Raw genomic sequence first — 20,213 nt, forward strand, 5'->3', positions numbered from 1 at the left:
CCACGAGATCGACACCCAGTGAGGCTGTCCGATGTCAGGAATTCGCGTCGTAGATCGACAGTGAGCGGTCAAGATGGTCGGCGGCCACTAATCGCTGCTCTATGAACGACAGCACCCACACACTTCCCTTACGGTTGCGCGCAGGCTGCAGAGTGACGCCGTCGCGTTCGGCCAGTCTGCCCAGCAGATCTGGAATTACTTTGCCCTGGCTGCAGATGGTTCGAACATTCTTGTCCGATACTAGTTCTCGTAAGCGTTCCTGAGCACTGTCCGGGGCCGCGGCATAACCGGTTTCGGAGAACAGCGGTTCGAGGACGATATCGACTTCGAGTTGCTCGGCCAGCGGTGTCACCGTTTCTACGCATCGCAGCGGATCGGCCGAGTAGACTTCGGAGGCTCCGAAGGCGAGGAGATTCGACACCAGCGCCCGAGCCTGTGCTTTGCCCTGGGGATCGAGCGGGCGTCGCTCGTCCGGCCCGTGAAAGCGATCCCTGCGGCCGGCTTTGGCGTGCCGCACCAGCAGCAATGTGCTCGTGCCCGCGGGCAGACGTGCGAAAGTCCGCACTACCTGCCGGTCCATCGGATACGACAACTCGTCCATCACCCGTTCCAGTGGATGCCAGCTGAGCTCGTCTACCTCGGAATTGGTCGCGAATTCGCCGTCCATTACTTCGGCGGCCCAGTAGTCTACGCGTTTCAGCTTGCGATGGCCTGGAATCGGATAGGTTACGTGGCCGAGGTAGCGGCCGAGTCTGCACTGTAGCCCGGTCTCTTCACGGACCTCGCGGACCCCGGCGAGTACTGGAGTCTCACCAGGGTCGAGTTTGCCCTTCGGTAGCGACCAGTCTCCGTACTTGGGACGGTGGATGACGGCGATCTCGATCATTCCTTGGGCGGAGGCGCGCCACAGTACGGCACCCGCGGCATGGATGTTCGCGGTGACTCGGGGATCCTGGACCGAACTTCCTGTAGTCGTGGCCTTCACTGCTGATCGGGTCTCCGTAGTCGCATCAGGAACTCCTGGTGGTCTCTGATCTTGCCGCCGTCCCCGGTCGGATCTGGTGCGGCCCGCCAAGTGCCATCCGGTTGCAGTGCCCAGCAGCGTGTGGTCGCAGACAGTGCGGAGTCGAATACGTCGTTGAGCCGCTCGGTCAGCCGTGCGTCCTTCACCTGGGCCATCACCTCGACTCTGCGGTCGAGGTTGCGGTGCATCATGTCGGCGCTGCCGATCCAGTACTCGCCCTGTGCCTGGAAGTGTAGGACGCGTGAGTGCTCCAGGAAGCGTCCGAGGATCGAGCGGACCTCGATGTTCTCGCTCATACCTGGTACACCGGGGCGCAGTCCGCAGATACTGCGCACCACAATGCGTACCGGTACGCCTGCTTGCGAGGCCCGATACAGCGCGTCGATGATCTGCTCGTCGACGATCGCATTGGCCTTCAGCCGTATTCGGGCATCGTGCCCTTGGGCCGCCAGCTCGATTTCGCGCTGGATGCGTTCGATGATGCCTGAGCGCACGCTATGCGGGGCAACGAGCAGATTGCGGTAGTTCTCCTTTCGCGAATAGCCGGTCAACGAATTGAACAGGTCGGTCAGGTCTGCACCGATCTCGGGTGCGGCGGTGAGCAATCCCACGTCCTCGTATAAGCGAGCGGTCTTCGGGTTGTAGTTACCGGTTCCGATGTGACAGTAGCGGCGAATGGTCGCGCCCTCCCGCCGCACCACCAGACAGGTCTTGCAGTGGGTTTTGAGGCCGATGAGCCCGTACACCACATGTACCCCGGCCTGTTCCAGCGCACGCGCCCATTTGATGTTGGCCTGCTCGTCGAAACGCGCCTTGATCTCGACCAGCGCGACCACTTGTTTGCCCGCCTCGGCGGCGTCAATGAGCGCATTGACGATCGGGGAGTCGCCGGAGGTGCGATACAGCGTCTGTTTGATCGCGAGCACCTGCGGATCCGCGGCGGCTTGTTCGATGAACCGCTGCACGCTGGTGGAGAACGAATCATACGGATGATGTACGAGTACATCGCCCTCGCGCAGCGCCGCGAACACGTTGCGCGGCATCTCGCCCTCACCGAACGCGGACGGCGTCGCGGGGACGTACGGCGCATCCTTCGAATTCGGTCGGTCTACGCCGTACACCTGCCAGAGGCAGGACAGGTCGAGTAGACCGGGCACCTGGATCACATCTGCGGGATCGACATCCAGTTCACGCAGGAGCAGCTCGAGCATGTGCTCGGTCATATCGTCGGAAACTTCCAAGCGCACCGGTGAACCGAACCGGCGTCTGGCCAGCTCACGCTCCAGGGCTTGTAGCAGATCCTCGTCGCGATCCTCGTCGACCTCGAAGTCGGCGTTGCGGGTAATCCGGAACGAGTGGTGCTCGACCACTTCCATCCCAGGGAACAGCAGATCCAGATGCGCGGCGATGAGTGCTTCCATCGGAAGGAAAGCGGCGATAGAGGAGCCGGATTCGGTTCGGCGGATACGGACGAACCTATCGACGTTGTCGGGTACCTTGACACGGGCGAAATGCTCTCCTCCCGTGGAGAAATCCTTCACCGTCACCGCGAGGTTGAGACTCAGTCCGCTGATGTAGGGGAAAGGATGCGCCGGGTCTACCGCGAGCGGAGTGAGCACCGGGAACACCTGATCCTGGAAGTATCCGGAGAGGCGCCGACGTTCGCCATCGTCCAGATCGGTCCAATCGATGATCGCGATGCCCTCGGCGGTCAACGCGGGGAGCACGTTGTCGAGGAAAACACGGGCATGCCGTACGGCGATCTCCTGGGCGCGCGCCGCTATCAGCTCCAGTTGTTCGCTGGGGGAGCGACCATCGGCCGAGCGCACCAACAGACCGGTCTCGGCGCGCCGCTTCAGGCCGGCCACCCGCACCATGTAGAACTCGTCGAGGTTCGACGCGAAGATCGCGAGGAATTTCGCTCGTTCCAGCAGCGGAAGCGAGGCGTCCTCGGCGAGGGCCAGCACACGGGCGTTGAAGTCGAGCCAGCTCAATTCGCGATTGAGATAGCGATCGTGGGGCAACCTCGGCGCTGAGGAGTCGGGGGACAGAGGTGTCGCCGCCGGGGGCGGTGTGGGCAGCAAGGGTTGTTGCTTGACGGTATCCATCTCGCTCACATCAACGATCATCCCTTACCGGCGGGTTTGCGCGCAGCCCAGCGGCGGGATCGGCAGGTGGTGCGCGCAGCCGGAGTGTTCGGCTAACACGCTGGTGGAATGTGTTCGTGAGCGTGGTTCGGCCAACCGATGTCGCGCAGGACGGCGCGGGTGGCGCTGCCGGTTCCGAGCATCACCGCCCGATCCAGATCGTCGGCAGTATCGACATCCGAACGCAGTCCCGGCCAGTTCCCGGCGAGTGCGATGGCACCGGCGGCGATGTGGTTTCGAGCCGAGCCGGGGCCGAAGCGTGGTTCGAGTACAGCGATCGGGTCGCGTACCACAAGCGCTGTGGTGCCGCTCCCCGAATGGTCGGCCACGATGGACCGCAGGCCGCGGGGGGCGCATGAGAGCATGTCCGACAACTCATGCGGTCGTAGCGCGGGCAGATCGGCTTGTAGGGCGAGCAGGTCGATCGGGCCTTTGGTGCCGCGTAATGCGGCGGCGGTGGCGGACAAGGCGGTGTTGAGCCCGCCGGAGTGTTGCTCGCGCGGTTCCGGATAGATGTCGGCCCCAAGCACGTGCGCTGTCTCGGCGACTACGGGGTCGGGGGTGACCACGGTGACCGATACGATCTCACCGACCGCCGCGGTGGCGGTCAGGGTGTCGGCGAGCATGGCCAGCACCAGTTGTGCCCGGTGTTCCGGACACAAGTGTTCGGCCAGTCGGCTCTTGGCCTGATCGAGGCTCTTGACCGCGATCACGGCATGCACGGTGTGCGGGCGCATGTGGGCAATCCTTCCATGGCATATTGGGCTGATGACGAGGGCGGCAGTACTGGGTGCGGGATCGTGGGGTACCGCGTTTGCGAAGGTGTTGGCGGACGCGGGAACCGAAGTCACGATCTGGGCCAGACGGCCAGAGGTGGCCACGGTACTGGCCACCGAACATCGCAATCCGGATTATCTGTCCGATATTCCACTGCCGCCGGTCGCGGCCACCCACGATCCCGCGGTGGCACTGGACGGCGCCGATATCGTGGTGCTCGCAGTACCGTCCCAATCTCTGCGTGGCAACCTCGCGGAATGGAAGGGCCTGATCGGTCCGGATGCCACGTTGCTGAGCCTGGCGAAGGGGATCGAGACCGGGACGTTGCTGCGGATGAGCCAGGTGATCGAAGAGGTCAGCGGTGCCGACCAGAGCCGGATCGCGGTACTGTCAGGGCCCAATCTGGCGCGCGAAATCGCGGTAGGCCAGCCCGCGGCGTCCGTGATCGCCTGCTCCGACAACGAGCGTGCGGTCGCGGTGCAACACGCCAGCGCGACCGGATACTTCCGGCCGTATACCAACGTCGACGTGATCGGCTGTGAGATCGGTGGCGCGTGTAAGAACGTGATCGCGCTCGCCTGCGGTATCGCTTCGGGAATGGGTTTGGGCGACAATTCGATCGCCAGTCTGATCACCAGAGGACTGGCCGAGATCATCCGGCTGGGTTCGGTCCTCGGCGCAGAGCCGGTGACACTGGCTGGTTTGGCCGGGGTCGGTGATCTGGTCGCCACCTGCACCTCATCGCTGTCGCGTAACCGGTCTTTCGGCCATGTACTCGGTGCGGGCGGGTCGATGGAGGCCGCGCAATCGGCCACTCATGGCCAGGTGGCGGAAGGTGTGAAGTCCTGCACATCGATTCGTGCGCTGGCCGAACGCAATGGGGTCGAGATGCCACTGACGTCTTCGGTGCATCAGGTCTGTCATGAAGGGCTTTCCGTGCGCAGCGCCGTCGGTAACCTGCTCGGGCGGCGAATCAAACCGGAGTGAAAGGCTCTGCGCGGTACGGGCCGGTATTTTACCGGAACGGGACCGTCAGCGGTGGGATTACTTGCTGGAGCAGGTACGTTCAGGACATGACGAACCGGATCAGAGTGGCTGTGCTGTTCGGCGGGCGCAGTAATGAGCACGCCGTGTCCTGCGTGTCGGCCGGTAGCGTATTGCGCAATCTGGATCCGCGGCGATATGAATGCGTGCCTATCGGCATCACTACCGAAGGCAGTTGGATGCTCGGCGCCTCGGATGCGGCTATACGCGGTATCCGCGAGCGCACCTTGCCGTCGGTGGATGCCAATGGCGTGACACTGACCCTGGCTATGGATCCGAGCCGGGCGGGGGAGCTGATCGCACTGGAGAACGGGAAGATCAAGGATATGCGCACCGCTCTCGGCACGGTCGACGTGGTATTCCCTCTTCTCCATGGACCGTTCGGCGAGGACGGCACGGTGCAGGGGATGTTGGAGACCGCCGGAATCCCTTATGTCGGGTCTGGGGTGCTGGCCAGCGCGACGGCCATGGACAAAGAGTTCACCAAGAGGTTACTCGCCACCGAAGGGTTGCCGATCGGTACCCAGGCGGTGCTGCGGGCGGGCACCACGACTCTCGCCGAGGAAGACCGGCAGCGTTTGGGGCTGCCGGTGTTCGTCAAGCCCGCACGCGGTGGATCATCGATCGGCATCACCAAAGTGACTGACTGGAGCGAGCTGGACGCGGCGATCGCCGCAGCGCGTGTGCACGACCCGAAGGTAATCGTGGAGGCAGGCATCGTCGGGCGCGAAGTGGAATGCGGAGTACTGGAATTCCCCGACGGACGGATCTCGGCGAGCGTGGTCGCGGAGATCCGGATACCGGAAAACGATGCCGATCAGCCTGATTTCTACGATTTCGATACCAAGTACCTTGATGACGTCTGTGAATTCGATGTTCCGGCCAAACTGGACGACGAAGTCTCGGACCAGGTAAGAGAACTGGCGATGCGTGCCTTCCGTGCCCTCGACTGTCAGGGGCTGGCGCGGGTGGATTTCTTCCTCACCGAGCAGGGGCCGGTGATCAACGAGATCAACACCATGCCAGGGTTCACCGCGATCTCCATGTTCCCGCGCGCGTGGGATGCCTCAGGCGTCAGCTTGACCGAGCTGATCTCCACCCTCATCGACACCGCGCTCGCTCGCGGCACCGGCCTGCGGTAGGGTCCCGGCTGTCGCGGGCCGTCGGCTCAGTTGGGCAGCGGCCCCGGAGTGATCGGCTGGGCGGACAAAGTGGCGGTAATAGTGTCGGAGACCTCTTGCAGTGGGGTCGGGCCCGAACCTTTTGGGACGGTCAAGGCGATGTAGGTACCCCGGTCGACGGCGAACCAGGTACTCGCTCCGAGAGACTGATCGCGGACCTCGAACCATTGGACACCGTTCACTACCTGCAGAGGTGAGGCGCGGTTGAATTCCAGCGGCCGATCTACTCCGCAGCGCAGGACAATGGCATCACCGCCTTCCGCGCGCTGCCATGCACGGGTGGCTGGTGGTGCGGGCTCGACGAGCGTCGACTTGGTGAACTCGCCCAGACTCGCGGGCAAGGCAGGCAGCAAACTCATACAGGCAGGGCTTTCCGCGGCCGGGGCAGGGAAAGAACCGAGAACCAACGGCTCACGCTCGACAGGTGCGCGGTGGGCCAGCGCCGCGGCCACGAGCACCGCGACGACCAGGACGATGGGAAGCGCTACAGCGGTGGCGATGAGAGCAGGGGGGTAGGTAGGCGCCGAGGTCGATCCAAGCGAGTTGGCTGCCTCGTCCAGATCGGCTGTCGAGTTCGCGGTGTCGTCGTCCGCAGTGTTCGCCTCGATGGAACCGCTCTCGGTTGTGTCGTCCTTCGTGACCGAACCTCCGGTGCCGGACTCTGATTCTGTGGCATCCGGCTGCTCGGCTTCGCGGTCTGCCGAATCGCGGTCCGTTGGATCCGCTGCCATGGTCAGCTGTCCTTCCTGGTCGCGCATCGGTACCGGTCGGCGTGGCGCAAGCACGATGGACCAGCCCGGTGGTGCTCTGGTATTCCAGGAAAGGGTACCGTCGGGCACATTCCAGCAAACAGCGCGCCGGAGAGGATCGGTTATCAGCGCAGGCAAAGGCCAGAGGACAGTGCGCGAACTGGGGGAGTTCGCGCTGATCGACCGCATCAACGCGGGCAGGGTGCAGGCGCCGGGTGTGTTGCTCGGTCCGGGTGATGACGCGGCGCTGGTCGCGGCCCCTGACGGCCGCTTCGTGGTCACCACCGACATGCTCGTTCAGGGTAGGCATTTCCGACTGGACTGGTCCGGTCCCGAGGACATCGGTCGCAAGGCGATCGCACAGAGCGCCGCTGATGTGGTCGCCATGGGTGCGGCGCCGACCGCTTTTGTCGTGGCACTCGGCTGTTCCGCCGACACGCCGCTCGAGTTGGTCGACGGTCTTATGGACGGCGCTTGGGCCGAGGCGATCGGAGTGGGTGCGTCCATTGCGGGTGGCGACCTCGTGCACAGCCGTGATCTGATTATCTCCGTTACCGCCTTCGGCGTGCTGAGCGGTGGTGCGCCGATCACGAGAGCTGGTGCGCGCGTGGGCGATATCGTCGCGGTGGCGGGCCGTCTCGGTTGGTCGGCCGCTGGACTCGACGCTTTCACCACCGGGGCGACCGGAGCTGAGGTCGCCGAAGTGCTTGCCGCTCATCGTGTTCCACGGCCACCGTACGCTACGGTGTTGGACGCGGTACAGCAGTTTTCGATGCGCCACCGCGCACTGGATATCAAGCTGCATGCGCTGACCGACGTGTCCGATGGTCTGCTGGCAGATCTGGGACATGTCGCCGCGGCTTCCGGAGTCGCTATCGATCTGGATTCGGCGGCACTGCGCGACCCGGCGCTGGATTATGTCGCGACTGTTTTGGCGTCCGATGCGATGCTCTGGATACTGACCGGAGGCGAGGATCATGCTTTCGTGGGCACGTGGGCGCCGGACTGTCTGTTGCCCGCTGGTTGGCGTGTGGTAGGACGTGTCGTGGCCGGTCACGGGGTCACTGTCGACGGAGTGGCGCAAGCCGGGGACGGTGGGTGGGAGTCTTTCCGCGGGGTGGACTCGGCAGTCGACGGCGCACCAGGCTAAGTTGTCCGGTTATGGGCGCGAAACCGCTTTCGGAAATCATGGATCCGGGATGGGCGAAGGCACTGGAGCCGGTGTCGGACCAGATCGCCGCGATGGGTGAGTTCTTGCGCGCCGAGAACGCGGCGGGCCGCGGCTATCTGCCCTCTGGTGACAACGTCCTGCGGGCTTTTCAGCGTCCATTCGAGACGGTGCGCGTGCTCATTGTCGGTCAGGATCCGTATCCCACACCCGGTCATCCGATGGGCCTGAGTTTCTCTGTGGCACCCGAAGTGTCTCCGGTGCCACGCAGCCTGGCCAATATTTTCGCCGAATACAGTAAGGACCTGGGGCACCCGACACCGTCCTGTGGTGATTTGAGTCCGTGGTCGGATCAGGGTGTGCTGCTGCTGAACCGGGTGCTCACCGTCTCGCCAGGCAAACCGGCCTCGCATCGGGGCAAGGGGTGGGAGGTGGTAACCGACCAGGCGATTCGCGCGCTGGTAGCCAGGGACGAGCCCTTGGTGGCGATCTTGTGGGGGAGGGATGCGGCGACTTTGAAGCCTCTGTTGGCCGAATCCGAGATTCCCGTTGTCGAGTCCGCGCACCCGTCGCCGTTGTCCGCCTCACGCGGGTTCTTCGGCTCCCGTCCCTTCTCGCGGGTGAACGAATTACTGGACGAACTGGGGGCTGAACCGGTTGACTGGCTGCTGCCTTGAGCCGGTCGCCTGCGTGATCGACTGCCTGTGACCGAAGAAAACAACGAGTGAGGAAACTTTCTATGCACAACACCACCGTCCGTGGCGCGCTGCGCGGCACTACCGTGACTGTGGCCCTTTGCGCTGCGCTCACCAGTGGCGTCGCCGTCGCCGCAGCGGAGCCGCTGCGGCTGGAGCCGGCCACGGAAACCACGACGGCCCCGGTTTCCGAGGTATACACCTCGACCGGCTCCTCTACTTTCTCCGCGACAGTGAACGCCAAGATCGCATGTCTGTTCTTCGTGGGTAACCTCTCCTGCTGAACTTGCCGTCCGTCGGGCCTATGCCGGCGATATCCAGTGTTGTGCGATCCTACGAACCATGAGTGACGCGAACAACCTTCTCGAACCGACGGGACTTCTGCTCTACGGCTCGGATGGCATCGAGCTGGCCGCCGATCAATTCGGACCGGACGACGGCCAGCTCGTCGTTTTCCTCCACGGTGGTGGTCAAAACCGACACTCGTGGAAGCAGACCGGAGCCCGTCTGGGCGCGGCGGGGATGCGGGTGGTCACGCTGGATGCGCGTGGTCACGGTGACAGCCAGTGGGCGCCCGATCGCGATTATCGGCGCCAGACCATGGTGCGGGATCTGCTACTGGTGCTGGACCAGCTCGGCGCGCCCGCGGTGATCGTCGGTGCCAGCATGGGTGGCATCACTGGATTGCTCGCCACCGCGGAACCCGAGGGGAAGAAGATCGGCGCTTTGGTGCTCGTCGATATCGTCCCCCGACCAGAGCAGAAAGGAGTTCACCGGGTAATCGACTTTCTGGCCAAACATCGGGACGGCTTCGACACAGTCGAGCAAGCGGCCGACGCGGTGGCGGAGTACCTGCCGCACCGCCCCCGGCCGAAGAACACCGAGGGCCTGCTGCGCAATTTGCGTGAGCGCGAAGGTCGGTGGTACTGGCACTGGGATCCGGGACTGGTCGGTGACCTCCACGACCGGCTGGAGAATCCGGCAGGGATAGTCGAGCAGACCGAAGATGCGGCTCGTCTGTTGCGTATTCCGGTGTTGCTGGTGCGTGGTATGCGTTCAGATGTGGTGAGCGATGAAGGGGCCGAAGAATTCCAGCGCTTGGTGCCGCACGCCCAGCTCGTAGAGATCGGTGGTGCCGCGCATACCGCGGCTGGTGACGACAACGACTCGTTCACCGACGTAGTGGAGAGATTCGTGCTCTCGATCCGAGAGTGATCCGGACTGGGCGAATCCGGCTCAGGCGGGCCTGCGCCATATGAATACCCCTCTGTCCGGCGGTAGCGAGAGCGATCTGCGCGATACTGTCGGACAATCGTCTTCACCTATCCGGCTTGTGTGGTGATTGCCGTGGTCGGCCACTCGCATGGCTACTGTCCGGAGGATTTTTTGTAGGGGCCATCGGTATGCGGGCCATGCGTATCTCGCTCAGGGAGGTGAACGGCTCGACTCTGCGCATGCCGTCGAGTGGAACGAATCCGTGTCTACGGTAGAACGCCTGGGCGCGTGAATTCTGCTCGAATACCCATAGGGTGTACGGCAGTGCTGGGTCGAGCGCGGCGCGGATGAGGGCGTCGGCGACGCCGCTGCCATGCCAGACGGAGCGCACATAAAGAGCGTGCAGCTCGGGCGAGGGTACCGCGTACGAGGCGGGGGAAGGACGCGTGCTCGCGAATCCGATTACCACGTCGTCGATGATCGCGACATGCGTGCGACCGGGATGCCGCGCCCGATCGCGTTCCCACCGCTCGGCGCAGCGATCGATGTCGAACGCGTCGAGTACATACCTGGGTACCAGATCGCTGTAGGTTTCGCGCCAGCACGCGATATGGCACTCGGCGAGGCCGAGTATGTGTTCGGCGTCTGGACGTAGAAGGCGCCATGGATGTGCGGTCATTGGTGACCGTGGTCGTCGGGCGAGCGCGGTCGAATGAGCGCAGTCGTAGCGGTGCCCCGACTGACCTGCCGCGGGTGCCGGGGCGCACGCCGGTGGTATCGACCGGCTGGGGCGGGATCAGCCGCGGACGACCTTGCCCGCCTTCAAGCAAGAGGTGCACACGTTCATACGGCGGGTGTTACCCGGCGCGACCTGCGCGCGAACCGTCTGAATGTTCGGGTTCCAGCGACGGCTGGTGCGCCGGTGCGAGTGCGAGACCGACTTCCCGAAGCCGGGGCCCTTGGCGCAGACGTCGCAGACGGCAGCCATAGTCGCGAACTCCTTCATGTCATGGTGGGGCCGCCGCCTTCGCGGTGCGGCGAATCCAGGATCGATGTCGTGATGTGCCCTGCCGACTGGAGCCGACCAGCGCGGACCGGCGGTGGACGCGCAAGGCAACCCTGCAAGGGTAGCTGCGCAGGCGCCGATCCACCAAACCGGTCTCCGGAAATGTGTCCGCGGTCGCTGGGCACAGCTGAGGGTGCCGATGCGGCACTACCGGTTCTCTGTCGGGTCCGCCCGCTAACCTTGCGATGGTCGGTGCGGCGGGGTCGAGGAAGGGAGAAATGGTGGTGCCGAAGACGTGGGAAGCGATGGACGGTGCGGCATTGCTGTGCTGGGGCCACGCCTGCGTCGCAGGCTTGGCGCACCGGCGTGAGGAGATCAACGCGCTCAATGTCTTCCCCGTCCCGGACGCGGACACGGGAACCAATCTACTGGCCACGATGCGTGCTGCGGTCGAGACGGCGGAAGCGGTGGACGAAGGAGGGGATATAGCCGGTGTGATCGCCGCGGCGATGGCGCACGGTGCGACAGTAGGCGCCCGCGGTAATTCCGGGGCCATTCTTTCTCAGGTGCTGCGCGGCATCGCCGAAGCGGTGCGTGGTGGCCCGCTGACAGCGGGTACGCTGCGCATCGCGCTCGTCAGGGCGGCGCGGCTGGTTCGTGAGTCGTTGAGCGTGCCGGTGGAGGGGACCATACTCACGGTATTGGACCGTGCGTCCGCCGCTGCCGAGACAAGCCCGGATCACGTGCTGGCCGAGGTGGCGCGAGTAGCGGCCGGCGGCGCCGCGAAAGCACTCGGCGATACGCCCTTCCAGCTCGGTGTGTTACGGGATGCCGGTGTCGTCGATGCCGGCGCCCGCGGGCTGCTCGTATTGCTGGACAGTCTGGTCGCGACGACCAGCGGTGAGGCGCCGACCCGGCCGAGGTACTCCCGGCCCGAGCCCGCCGCAGGCCGCTTCACACCGGCAGGCACCGCTGAATCGCAGTATGAAGTGATGTATCTCCTGGCGGGCGCTGATGAGCGGGCAGTGGCGATTCTGCGAGCCCGCTTGGCCGAGCTCGGCGATTCGGTCGTGATCGTAGGCGATGGTGACCGATCCTGGTCGGCGCATGTGCACTGCACTGACGCGGGTGCGGCGGTGGAGGCGGGGATAGCGGCGGGCGCGCTGAGCCGAATCCGGATCGAGCCTGTCGCCTCGGCCTCGCATCGCAATGACCGTGCCCGGCATAGTGAGCACTCTGTATCGTCGGCGGTTTCCACGTGCGGGCTCGGTGCGACCGGGTTGGGCAGCACGGGCGCGATCGGTGACCGTGCCGCCATGGCGAATCCGGCGGCTTCGGTTGATCGGGGAGTGCTCGCGGTAGTCGCCGGGGATGGTGCCGCAACGCTGTTCGAGGACGCGGGCGCGGTAGTACTCCCAGACGACCAGCTGGTCACCGCGGCGATACTGCTGGCCGCGATCCGTCGGATGCCCAACCGTGAAGTACTGGTGCTGCCCAATGGCGCGCTGCCTGCGCACGAACTGGTCGCTATCGGCGTCGCGGCTCGTGACGCGTATCGGGACGTGTTGTTGTTACCCAGTGCGTCTATGGTGCAGGGGCTGGCCGCGTTGGCTGTGCACGACCGAGGGCGGATCGCGGTCGACGACGCCTTCGCCATGTCGGAAGCCGCCGCGACTACACGATGGGGATCGCTGCGTACCGCGACTGAGCGCGCGCTCACCATGGTCGGTACCTGTGAAGCGGGCGACGGACTCGGGTTGGTCGGCCACGACGTAGTCGTGATCGACCGCGATGTGCGCACAGCAGGGCGGACGTTGCTCGACCGGTTGCTCGCTTTCGGTGGCGAGCTGGTCACCTTGCTGATGGGTGCAGTGGCGCAGGCCGAGCTCGGCGACGAACTCACCGCACATATCGAGCGAGGCTTTCCCGGGGTGGAGGTGATCGTGTATTCCGGTGGGCAGTACGGCGATGTGGTGCAGATCGGAGTGGAATAGACCATGGCGGTATTGAGTGATCGGCTCGACCACGTTCTGGGCGCGAAAGCGGCGGGCGCGCTGGTGGATGCGTTCGATATGCATACCGTCGAAGACTTGTTGCGGCATTACCCGCTGCGCTACGCGACGCAAGGCCAGCCGCTCACGGAGGAAGCGCCCGATGACGGTTCGCATATCACCGTCATAGGGCGTGTCACCAAGGCCGAACTGCGGCCGATGCGCAACCGCCGCGGTTCGCTGCTGAAGGTGGTACTCGACACCGGTTCCGGGCGTGGTGTCGATGTCACGTTCTTCAACGGTGACAAGGTGAAGTACGTCGTCCGCGAAGGCCTGCGGGCGATGATGTCGGGCACCGTGAACTACTGGCGTCCCGGTCAGTGGAACCTCAGTCATCCCGGCTACTTGATCCTGCCGGAGGTGGGCAGTGACGACTCGGTCGGCGCATTGACCACGGTGCGTGGCGGTGGAGACCTACGTGGTCTGGCGCAGAGCGCGAAAGACGCCGAGGGAGTGGACACGACGTTTCTGGAGCGGGAATTCATCCCGGTCTATCCGGCGACCGCGAAGGTGCAGAGCTGGGATGTGCTCGCGTGCGTGCGTCAGGTGTTGGACCAGCTCGACCTCGTCGAGGATCCGCTTCCGGAGCAGGTGCGCGCTGAACACACACTACTGAATGTCTCCGACGCGCTCCGCTTGATCCATCTGCCCGAGCACAAGTCCGATATCACGCGAGCCAAGGATCGGCTGCGTTTCGATGAGGCGCTTGCTCTGCAGTTGGTACTGGCCCAGCGGCGACATGAAGTGTCCGGCCGCAGCGCGCGGGCTTGCCTGCCACGCGCCGATGGCATTGCCGCGGCCTTCGAGCACAGGCTGCCGTTCGATCTCACCGGGGGACAGCGCCGGGTGATCGGCGAGATCTCCACCGACCTGGCTCGCGAGCAGCCGATGCACCGGTTGCTGCAAGGTGAGGTGGGTTCCGGCAAGACTATCGTCGCTTTACACGCCATGCTGCAGGTGGTCGATACCGGCCTGCAATGCGTGCTGCTAGCCCCGACGGAAGTTCTTGCTGCACAGCATTATCGGTCCTTGCGTGGCATGCTCGGTGAGCTTGGCGCAGCGGGCGAGCTGGGTGCCGGCGAGCACGCGACCCGTGTGGTGCTGGTGACCGGGTCGATGTCGGCCGGTGCGAAGAAAGCCGCATTGCTGGACGCGCTGACCGGTGCGGCGGGCATCGTGATCGGCACACATGCGCTGATCCAGGAGAATATCGAGTTCTTCGATCTAGGCATGGTAGTGGTCGACGAGCAACACCGCTTCGGCGTTGAACAGCGGGATGCTTTGCGTACCAAGGCGAAGACTGGCGTCAGCCCTCATCTGCTGGTGATGACCGCGACGCCGATCCCACGCACCATCGCGATGACAACTCTCGGCGATCTGGAGACCTCCACGCTGGCCGAACTGCCGAAGGGACGCGCGCCGATCACCTCGAAGGTGGTGCCGCGCAAGCAGCATCCGAACTGGGTGAACCGCGCCTGGGAGCGGATCGTGGAGGAGGTCGCCACCGGTCGCCAAGCCTATGTGGTGTGTTCGCGCATCGGCGATGACGAGCACGGTCCGGGTAAGTCCCGTACCGGTCGCGCGAAATCCGGTAATGGCGCCCAGGACGCTCCGGCTACCCAAGCGGTGCTGGAGGTGTTCGAGATGCTGCGCGAAGGGCCACTGTCCGGAGTCCGGGTCGGGCTGTTGCACGGCAGGTTGCCTGCTGATGAAAAAGACCAGGTGATGCGGGAATTCACTGAGGGGGTGGTAGATGTGCTGGTGTGCACCACCGTGGTCGAGGTCGGTGTCGATGTGCCGAATGCGACGGTGATGGTTATCGTCGACGCGGACCGGTTCGGTGTCAGCCAATTGCATCAGCTGCGCGGCCGGATCGGCCGCGGCGAGCATCCGGGCCTGTGTCTGTTGGTCACTGATGCCGCGCCAAGGGGGTCTGCGATGGCGCGGTTGAACGCGGTAGCCGCCACTACCGACGGTTTCGAACTAGCGGTGCTCGATCTGCGCACTCGTCGAGAAGGTGATGTGCTCGGCGCCGCTCAGTCCGGTACGGCTCGCTCACTGCGCCTGCTGTCGTTACTGGATGATCTCGAGGTCATCACTGCTGCCCAGGAATTCGCCCGCGCTGTGGTGAGATCCGATCCCGGCCTGACCCGTCATCCCGGTTTGGCCGGGATCATGCATGCCGCTGTCGACTCCGAGCGGCTGGAGTATCTGGCCAAATCCTGATATTCCGGTGGCCCGCGATGCGGGCCCGCTTTCGTGTTCGGCGAGCTGTGGTGTCGTTATGGCAGTCCGGGGCCTTCGATCGTGAGGCGGGTCAGCAGCCGATGTGCGGATAGGGCAGGTCAGTCGTGGTGTGTTCGTTAACCGCCAGCGAACTGCCGATATGCGGGAACGCTCGCTGTGCGCACGCAGGGCGCTCGCATACCTTGCATCCCGCGCCGATCGGTATTGTGGCGGCTGGATTGTCCAACGGTACTCCGGACGAGTACACCAGGCGTTCTGCGTGTTCGATATCGCAGCCGAGGCCGATCGCAAAATTCTTTGCTATGCTGCCGAATCCGTGTGGCGCGGTCGCGGTCGTTCGAGCGATCCATAGATAGCGCCGACCGTCGGGCATTTCAGCGACTTGGGTGAGGGTACGGCCGGGGTGTGCGAAGGCTTCGTGCACCACCCACAGCGGGCAGCTGCCACCTATCCGGGAGAAGTGGAATGCGTTGGCGGACTGGCGTTTGGAGATATTACCCGCCTGGTCGGTGCGGACGAAGAAGAAAGGTACGCCCCGCTGCCCCTGTCGCTGCAGTGTACTGAGTCGATGGCAAATCGTTTCGAAGCCGACTTCGAAACGCAGGCCGAGCAGATCGATGTCGTACCGCAGCTCCTCGGCCGATCGAAGAAATCGCCCATAGGGCAATACCAGCGCGGCCGCGAAATAGTTGGCCAGTCCGACCCTGGCCAGCGTGTGGGATTCACCCCTGAGCGAAGGGGCTTCAGCCAGTACGGCATCCAGCTCGTTCCCATATAACAGGAAGGCGAGGGTAGTGGCGATCTGGAAGGCGCGCTGGCCGGGACGCAAGCGTCTGGCCAGTGTCAGAGTGCGGCTTTCGGGTTCGTAATGCCGTTTGGGGACAGTCGGGTCCGCACCGTCGCCGCGGACGAGGACCTTCACCCTGGCGCGCTCTTCGACGATGCGCGCCAGCTGTCGATCGAGTGAGCCGATGCTGAGACCGGAGTTCTCGAATAGCTGCTCGGCGGTGGTGTCCAGCAGCGAGATGTGGTTGTGATGGTCGTAGAAGAAGTCGCGCACGTCCTCGTAGGGCATGGGTATTTCAGGCACGTCCGCGGGTGCGGATACTCGTGCCGAGAGCAGATCGAGCTGGTCGGTGGTTGTGCGTAGCCGACGGTGCATCGCCACGATGATCTTGGCGATCTCCGGTTGACGTGTCGCCAGCTCCTCCACCTCGGTCAGCGGCGCGGTATGTCCGCCCGCGGCGTCCGCCAGCACTTCATGTAGATCGGATACGAGGCGAGCGTCCGAGTCGGCGGCGAAGAATTGGACGTCGAGGTCGAAGGTGGAGTTGAGTTTCAGTAGGACCGGAATGGTGAGGGGCCGCTGATCGTGCTCGAGCTGATTGAGGTAGCTGGGCGACAGATCCAGCGATTTCGCCAGGGCTGTCTGGGTCAGTCTCCGCTCTTCGCGCAATCGCCGAAGGCGGGCGCCCGCATACATCTTGCGCACGCGCATGATGGTAGTGGCGACTATTTGCAGTCATCGCAAAATCACACGTTGTTTCCTGCGGAAATGTGCTTCCACCGAGCTACTGGACGGTAGGTCTGATTTGTGTAGTACGCGAAGGTGCTTTCGGCGAGTCTTCGGTTTGTAGGGAGGTCGCGAGTACGGGGCCCCGAGCGCGGAGCGGAAACCGCATGGTCTGGAGAACACTGAATTCGGGGCGCGATTCAGTGCGGCCGAGGGGAACCGAATCGGATATGTGTGCGTCGAAGTAGATAAGGAAAGAAAGTACGGATCGTTGACCACATGCGAGAAGGGGGTGCCGATGGAGCGTTGTCCCGGATGTCATACAGCGTGGCGGCGGGGGATGCGGGTACGAGCGCGGGTATTACCGGTCACGCGGAGGGAGGAGCCGTGTGACCGGTATACCTCACGACGATGGCGGCCGCCGCGTTCTGAGCCGGAGACAGGCTGAGACCGAAGATGTTCCGGTGTCTCTTCGGGACAGGAAGGGGCACCGGAACATCGCTCGGGCCGATGGAGCTACGACATGGGGACTATGGCACGGGGACTACGACACGACCGTCTGCGCCTACCGTACCGCCGCCGCGGCAGCGATCATGTTGCGTAGTGCGGCTTCTACCTCGGCGCGTCCCCTGGTTTTCAACCCGCAGTCCGGATTGACCCAAAGTCGTTCGGCAGGAATGGCTTTCAGGGCAGCATATAGTGAGAGAGTGATTTCTGCCACGCTGGGGACCCGTGGGGAGTGGATGTCGTACACACCAGGGCCGACACCGAGGTCGAAGCCCGCGGCATCGAGGTCCTCGAGCACCTCCATATGTGAGCGCGCGGCCTCGATCGAGGTGACATCGGCATCCAGGCCGATGATCGAGTCGATCACCTCACCGAACTCGGAGTAGCACAGGTGGGTATGGATCTGGGTCGCATCCGACACTCCTGAAGTCGCGAGCCGGAACGAGTGCACCGACCAGGCCACATACGCGGGCCGATCGACTACGCGGAGCGGAAGCAGCTCACGCAGGGCCGGTTCGTCGACTTGGATGATCCGGATTCCCGCCGACTGCAGATCCACGGTCTCGTCCCGGATCGCCAGCGCCACTTGACGCGCGGTATCGCCCAGTGGCTGATCGTCGCGCACGAACGACCACGCGAGGATGGTCACCGGACCGGTGAGCATACCCTTGACCGGCTTGGCGGTGAGCGACTGCGCGTAGCCGATCCACTCGACGGTCATCGGTTCTCGCCGTGCCACATCCCCGAACAGGATCGGTGGCCGTACACACCGGGTGCCATAGGACTGCACCCAGCCCTGCTCGGTGGCAGCGAATCCTTCGAGCTGCTCGGCGAAGTATTGCACCATGTCGTTGCGTTCAGGTTCACCGTGCACCAACACGTCCAGCCCGAGTTCTTCCTGCAGGGCGATGACCTCCGCGATCTCGGCGCGCATCCGCCGTACATACTCCGTGTGGTCGATTTCGCCCTTCCGCAACGCTGCCCGCGCCAGCCGGATCGCGGATGTCTGCGGGTAGGAACCGATAGTCGTGGTGGGCAGTGCAGGCAGTCGTAATCGATCTTGTTGCAGCTCTCGACGCCGGTCGGCGGAGGCTCGGCGAGTGGCATCCGGTGTCAGGGCAGCCAACCTGGTTCGTACCCGCGGATCGTGCAGCCGTGGATCCGATCGCCGCGATGCCAGTGCCGTACGCGCCGCGTCCAGCTCGGCTTCGATGGCCTCCTGGCCCGAGTGCAGGCCGGTCGCGAGCGTGCGCACCTCGGCGACTTTTTCCGCGCCGAAGGCCAGCCAGGACCGCAGCCGTTCGTCCAACCGGTTCTCCGCGGTCAGTGTGTACGGCACGTGCAGCAACGAACAAGAGCTCGACACCGCTACGTGGGCAGTGGAGCCGAGCAGGGTGCCAAGAGTGGACAGGGCATGCTCGAGATCAGTGCGCCATACATTGCGTCCGTCGACGACTCCCGCGACGACCAGCTTGCTCGCCAGCGCGGGCACGGTCGCCACCACGGAAACATCGGTGCCGGAGATGAAGTCGATGGCGATACCCTCGATCTCGGTGTTCGCCAAGGCGCCTAGCGCGGCATCCGGATGTCCGAAGTAGGTCGCGAGCAGGATCGCGGGACGCGCAGACGCGGCGGACAGCTCGGTGTAAGCGGTCTGCACCAGCTCGACCTCCTCTGCGGTCAGGTCGGTGACCAGTGCGGGTTCATCGATCTGCACCCATTGCGCCCCCGCGGCCACGAGCAGGCGCAGCAGTTCCCGGTACAGCGGCAACAACTCCAGTAGCCGAGCCGTTGCCGAGCCGTCGGTCGCCTTCGCCAGTTTCAGGAAGGTGATCGGACCGATCACCACCGGTCGCGCGGGCAGCTCCAGCTCCAGCGCTTCCCGAAGTTCTGTCAGCAGCTTCTCTGGGTGTAGCGAGAACACGGTGTCCGGCCCGATTTCCGGCACCAGATAGTGGTAGTTGGTGTCGAACCATTTGGTCATCTCCAACGGTTCGATCGTGTCGGTGCCGCGCGCTGCGGCGAAGTACCGATCCATGGGGTCGGAGATCTCCGCGACCCTTGGCGGCAGCGCACCGAGCAGGACGGTCGTGTCCAGCATTTGGTCGTAGTAGGAAAAGGTGCCGACCGGAATCGAGTCCAGCCCCGCGGCCTGCAATTCGGTGAGCTGTGCGTGCCGGAGATCCCGTGCCACAGTATGCAACGCCTCGGCGTCGATTGTGCCGGCCCAGTAGGCTTCAGTAGCCCGTTTGAGCTCGCGTTTCGGTCCCACTCTCGGTAGTCCGAGAACTGTCGCGGTGAACTGCTTGTGCTGTGGAACAGTCACGATTCTTCTCCATTGCTCAGGATGAAAGCCATCGCCATACGGGCAGGTGGAGAACCTTGTGCCGCCGGATATCCTCAGCGGAGGAGCCCGACAAGTCAGCTGGTGATCCGCCCGCCCAATCCACGAGGCGGTGGCCGCCGGGTACGGCGTACCCGGCACGGCTGGCAGGTCTTCGGACTCGCGGGCACCGGCTGGTGCCTCTCCGGCTTGTACCGGTGGCCCGATGGCCGACCTACTGGCCGTCGCTTCCCGAGTCGAGGAGCCTTCCGGCCCGGTGGACTCAGTGCCTGGTGACGGCGGTCGTTCCCTGTATACCGCTGCGGGACAGTCCCGGATTCCCACCGGGTTCCCTCTCGCTCGCCGTAACGTTGCCGTAGGCGGGCTCGACTCCGGTGCGCGACAACGGGGCTCCATCTTGTCGCGCGCCGGTGAACCAGCTGCCCGCTCAGTATAGGACGCGACCTCGTGATGGTATGCGTCGCGGTGGTTCGCTCCGCGGGCGGCGACTGTCGTTTCGGGGCGCCCCGGCCGCTTTCGCTGCCGCGGAGCACTTCGCGAACGAG

16 protein-coding genes and 1 riboswitch are annotated in these 20,213 nt (G+C 64.3%); of the genes, 8 read left to right on the forward strand and 8 right to left on the reverse strand.

Annotated elements, in window-relative coordinates; translation table 11 throughout:
* Positions 1 to 34: 34 nt before the first annotated feature.
* The 3 genes from ACX4ZE_RS03115 to cofC all read right to left on the reverse strand — a co-directional run bounded on the left by ACX4ZE_RS03115 (position 35) and on the right by cofC (position 3,908).
* Positions 35 to 985: an NUDIX hydrolase gene (locus ACX4ZE_RS03115; RefSeq protein ID WP_480271742.1), complete on the reverse strand. Its 951-nt coding sequence runs from the start codon at positions 983 to 985 to the stop codon at positions 35 to 37.
* Complete coding sequence (locus ACX4ZE_RS03120) at positions 982 to 3,132, reverse strand: RNA degradosome polyphosphate kinase (RefSeq protein ID WP_480271941.1); 2,151 nt, start codon at positions 3,130 to 3,132, stop codon at positions 982 to 984. Before ACX4ZE_RS03120 ends, ACX4ZE_RS03115 begins: the two co-directional genes overlap by 4 nt.
* Before the next feature lie 92 nt (positions 3,133 to 3,224).
* Complete coding sequence (gene cofC, locus ACX4ZE_RS03125; protein ID WP_480271743.1) at positions 3,225 to 3,908, reverse strand: 2-phospho-L-lactate guanylyltransferase; 684 nt, start codon at positions 3,906 to 3,908, stop codon at positions 3,225 to 3,227.
* A gap of 31 nt (positions 3,909 to 3,939) precedes the next feature.
* On the opposite strand from cofC, the gene ACX4ZE_RS03130 reads away from it, so the two are divergent.
* Complete coding sequence (locus ACX4ZE_RS03130) at positions 3,940 to 4,935, forward strand: NAD(P)H-dependent glycerol-3-phosphate dehydrogenase (RefSeq protein ID WP_480271744.1); 996 nt, start codon at positions 3,940 to 3,942, stop codon at positions 4,933 to 4,935.
* A gap of 86 nt (positions 4,936 to 5,021) precedes the next feature.
* A complete protein-coding gene (locus ACX4ZE_RS03135; protein ID WP_480271745.1) occupies positions 5,022 to 6,134 on the forward strand; it encodes a D-alanine--D-alanine ligase family protein in 1,113 nt (370 codons plus the stop codon).
* 26 nt (positions 6,135 to 6,160) lie between these two features.
* On the opposite strand, the gene ACX4ZE_RS03140 is transcribed toward ACX4ZE_RS03135, so the two are convergent.
* The gene (locus ACX4ZE_RS03140; RefSeq protein WP_480271746.1) at positions 6,161 to 6,904 is read right to left on the reverse strand and encodes a DUF3515 domain-containing protein; all 744 of its coding nucleotides are present in this window, start codon (positions 6,902 to 6,904) and stop codon (positions 6,161 to 6,163) included.
* Between the two features lie 169 nt (positions 6,905 to 7,073).
* On the opposite strand from ACX4ZE_RS03140, the gene ACX4ZE_RS03145 reads away from it, so the two are divergent.
* From ACX4ZE_RS03145 to ACX4ZE_RS03160, 4 genes are all read left to right on the forward strand, one after another.
* The gene (locus ACX4ZE_RS03145) at positions 7,074 to 8,072 is read left to right on the forward strand and encodes a thiamine-phosphate kinase (protein ID WP_480271942.1); all 999 of its coding nucleotides are present in this window, start codon (positions 7,074 to 7,076) and stop codon (positions 8,070 to 8,072) included.
* A gap of 11 nt (positions 8,073 to 8,083) precedes the next feature.
* Complete coding sequence (locus tag ACX4ZE_RS03150) at positions 8,084 to 8,767, forward strand: uracil-DNA glycosylase (protein WP_480271747.1); 684 nt, start codon at positions 8,084 to 8,086, stop codon at positions 8,765 to 8,767.
* A gap of 62 nt (positions 8,768 to 8,829) precedes the next feature.
* On the forward strand, positions 8,830 to 9,069 hold the full coding sequence (locus ACX4ZE_RS03155) for a hypothetical protein (protein WP_480271748.1): 240 nt from the start codon (positions 8,830 to 8,832) through the stop codon (positions 9,067 to 9,069).
* A 58-nt stretch (positions 9,070 to 9,127) separates the two neighbouring features.
* Complete coding sequence (locus ACX4ZE_RS03160; RefSeq protein ID WP_480271749.1) at positions 9,128 to 10,000, forward strand: alpha/beta fold hydrolase; 873 nt, start codon at positions 9,128 to 9,130, stop codon at positions 9,998 to 10,000.
* A gap of 103 nt (positions 10,001 to 10,103) precedes the next feature.
* Here ACX4ZE_RS03160 and ACX4ZE_RS03165 read toward each other — a convergent pair whose 3' ends face one another.
* Together ACX4ZE_RS03165 and rpmB are read right to left on the reverse strand one after the other, a co-directional pair.
* Complete coding sequence (locus tag ACX4ZE_RS03165) at positions 10,104 to 10,679, reverse strand: N-acetyltransferase family protein (protein WP_480271750.1); 576 nt, start codon at positions 10,677 to 10,679, stop codon at positions 10,104 to 10,106.
* Positions 10,680 to 10,796: 117 nt separating this feature from the next.
* Complete coding sequence (gene rpmB / locus ACX4ZE_RS03170) at positions 10,797 to 10,988, reverse strand: 50S ribosomal protein L28 (protein WP_459547281.1); 192 nt, start codon at positions 10,986 to 10,988, stop codon at positions 10,797 to 10,799.
* A gap of 296 nt (positions 10,989 to 11,284) precedes the next feature.
* Here rpmB and ACX4ZE_RS03175 point away from each other — a divergent pair, with 296 nt between their 5' ends.
* Together ACX4ZE_RS03175 and recG are read left to right on the forward strand one after the other, a co-directional pair.
* Positions 11,285 to 13,000 carry a DAK2 domain-containing protein gene (locus ACX4ZE_RS03175; protein ID WP_480271751.1) on the forward strand — a complete coding sequence of 572 codons (1,716 nt, stop codon included), beginning with the start codon at positions 11,285 to 11,287 and terminating at the stop codon, positions 12,998 to 13,000.
* Positions 13,001 to 13,003: 3 nt separating this feature from the next.
* Complete coding sequence (gene recG, locus ACX4ZE_RS03180) at positions 13,004 to 15,283, forward strand: ATP-dependent DNA helicase RecG (RefSeq protein ID WP_480271752.1); 2,280 nt, start codon at positions 13,004 to 13,006, stop codon at positions 15,281 to 15,283.
* 91 nt (positions 15,284 to 15,374) lie between these two features.
* On the opposite strand, the gene ACX4ZE_RS03185 is transcribed toward recG, so the two are convergent.
* Complete coding sequence (locus tag ACX4ZE_RS03185) at positions 15,375 to 16,796, reverse strand: short-chain fatty acyl-CoA regulator family protein (RefSeq protein WP_480271753.1); 1,422 nt, start codon at positions 16,794 to 16,796, stop codon at positions 15,375 to 15,377.
* A gap of 586 nt (positions 16,797 to 17,382) precedes the next feature.
* Positions 17,383 to 19,650 carry a 5-methyltetrahydropteroyltriglutamate--homocysteine S-methyltransferase gene (gene metE, locus ACX4ZE_RS03190; RefSeq protein ID WP_480271754.1) on the reverse strand — a complete coding sequence of 756 codons (2,268 nt, stop codon included), beginning with the start codon at positions 19,648 to 19,650 and terminating at the stop codon, positions 17,383 to 17,385.
* Between the two features lie 166 nt (positions 19,651 to 19,816).
* Positions 19,817 to 20,002, reverse strand: a riboswitch (cobalamin riboswitch).
* Positions 20,003 to 20,213 lie beyond the last annotated feature (211 nt).

The sequence above is a fragment of the Nocardia sp. TBRC8007 genome (assembly GCF_056629435.1).